The 2203-nt window shown below is 41.3% G+C and carries 1 protein-coding gene; it reads left to right on the top strand.

The genetic code is table 11. The features are described 5' to 3' along the window. Positions 1-2123: reverse transcriptase domain-containing protein (locus IEY14_RS26375; protein WP_188913680.1), on the top strand; the 2123-nt coding region annotated here is incomplete at its 5' end. Positions 2124-2203 lie beyond the last annotated feature (80 nt).

Here is a 2203-nt window from a genome sequence, read left to right as displayed (position 1 = left end):
CCAGTAATGCCGAAGAAACTGAAGCTGAACGGTTCTATGAAGACCTACAAGACCTTTTAGAAATAATACCCAAAAAAGATGTCCTTTTCATTATAGGGGACTGGAATGCAAAAGTAGGAAGTCAAGAAACACCTGGAGTAACAGGCAAATTTGGCCTTGGAATACAGAATGAAGCAGGGCAAAGACTGATAGAGTTTTGCCAAGAAAATGCACTGGTCATAACAAACACCCTCTTCCAAAAACACAAGAGAAGACTCTACACATGGACATCACCAGATGGTCAACACCGAAATCAGATTGATTATATTCTTTGCAGCCAAAGATGGAGAAGCTCTATACAGTCAGCAAAAACAAGACCGGGAGCTGACTGTGGCTCAGATCATGAACTCCTTATTGCCAAATTCAGACTTAAATTGAAGAAAGTAGGGAAAACCACTAGACCATTCAGGTATGACCTAAATCAAATCCCTCATGATTATACAGTGGAAGTGAGAAATAGATTTAAGGGACTAGATCTGATAGATAGAGTGCCTGATGAACTATGGACGGAGGTTTGTGACATTGTACAGGAGACAGGGATCAAGACCATCCCCATGGAAAAGAAATGCAAAAAAGCAAAATGGCTGTCTGGGGAGGCCTTACAAATAGCTGTGAAAAGAAGAGAAGCGAAAAGCAAAGGAGAAAAGGAAAGATATAAGCATCTGAATGCAGAGTTCCAAAGAATAGCAAGAAGAGATAAGAAAGCCTTCCTCAGCGATCAATGCAAAGAAATAGAGGAAAAGACTAGAGATCTCTTCAAGAAAATTAGAGATACCAAAGGAACATTTCATGCAAAGATGGGCTCAATAAAGGACAGAAATGGTATGGACCTAACAGAAGCAGAAGATATTAAGAAGAGATGGCAAGAATACACAGAAGAACTGTACAAAAAAGATCTTCATGACCCAGATAATCACGATGGTGTGATCACTGACCTAGAGCCAGACATCCTGGAATGTGAAGTCAAGTGGGCCTTAGAAAGCATCACTACGAACAAAGCTAGTGGAGGTGATGGAATTCCAGTTGAGCTATTTCAAATCCTGAAAGATGATGCTGTGAAAGTGCTGCACTCAATATGCCAGCAAATTTGGAAAACTCAGCAGTGGCCACAGGACTGGAAAAGGTCAGTTTTCATTCCAATCCCAAAGAAAGGCAATGCCAAACAATGCTCAAACTACCACACAATTGCACTCATCTCACATGCTAGTAAAGTAATGCTCAAAATTCTCCAAGCCAGGCTTCAGCAATATGTGAACCGTGAACTTCCAGATGTTCAAGCTGGTTTTAGAAAAGGCAGAGGAACCAGAGATCAAATTGCCAACATCTGCTGGATCATGGAAAAAGCAAGAGAGTTCCAGAAAAACATCTATTTCTGCTTTATTGACTATGCCAAAGCCTTTGACTGTGTGGATCACAATAAACTGTGGAAAATTCTGAAAGAGATGGGAATACCAGACCACCTGACCTGCCTCTTGAGAAACCTATATGCAGGTCAGGAAGCAACAGTTAGAACTGGACATGGAACAACAGACTGGTTCCAAATAGGAAAAGGAGTACGTCAAGGCTGTATATTGTCACCCTGCTTATTTAACTTATATGCAGAGTACATCATGAGAAACGCTGGGCTGGAAGAAGCACAAGCTGGAATCAAGATTGCCGGGAGAAATATCAATAACCTCAGATATGCAGATGACACCACCCTTATGGCAGAAAGTGAAGAGGAACTAAAAAGCCTCTTGATGAAAGTGAAAGTGGAGAGTGAAAAAGTTGGCTTAAAGCTCAACATTCAGAAAACGAAGATCATGGCATCCAGTCCCATCACTTCATGGCAAATAGATGGGGAAACAGTGGAAACAGTGTCAGATTTTATTTTGGGGGGCTCCAAAATCACTACAGATGGTGACTGCAGCCATGAAATTAAAAGATGCTTACTCCTTGGAAGAAAAGTTATGACCAACCTAGACAGCATATTAAAAAGCAGAGACATTACTTTGCCAACAAAGGTCCGTCTAGTCAAAGCTATGGTTTTTCCAGTAGTCATGTATGGATGTGAGAGTTGGACTATAAAGAAAGCTGAGCACTGAAGAATTGATGCTTTTGAACTGTGGTGTTGGAGAAGACTCTTGAGAGTCCCTTGGACTGCAAGGAGATCCAACCAGTCCAT

Origin of the sequence: Aureimonas endophytica (genome assembly GCF_014642635.1) — a bacterium.
Classification (GTDB): Bacteria; Pseudomonadota; Alphaproteobacteria; order Rhizobiales; family Rhizobiaceae; genus Plantimonas; species Plantimonas endophytica.
The sequence above is the reverse complement of the archived record's forward strand: the minus strand, read 5'-3'. Positions and strand labels throughout refer to the sequence as shown.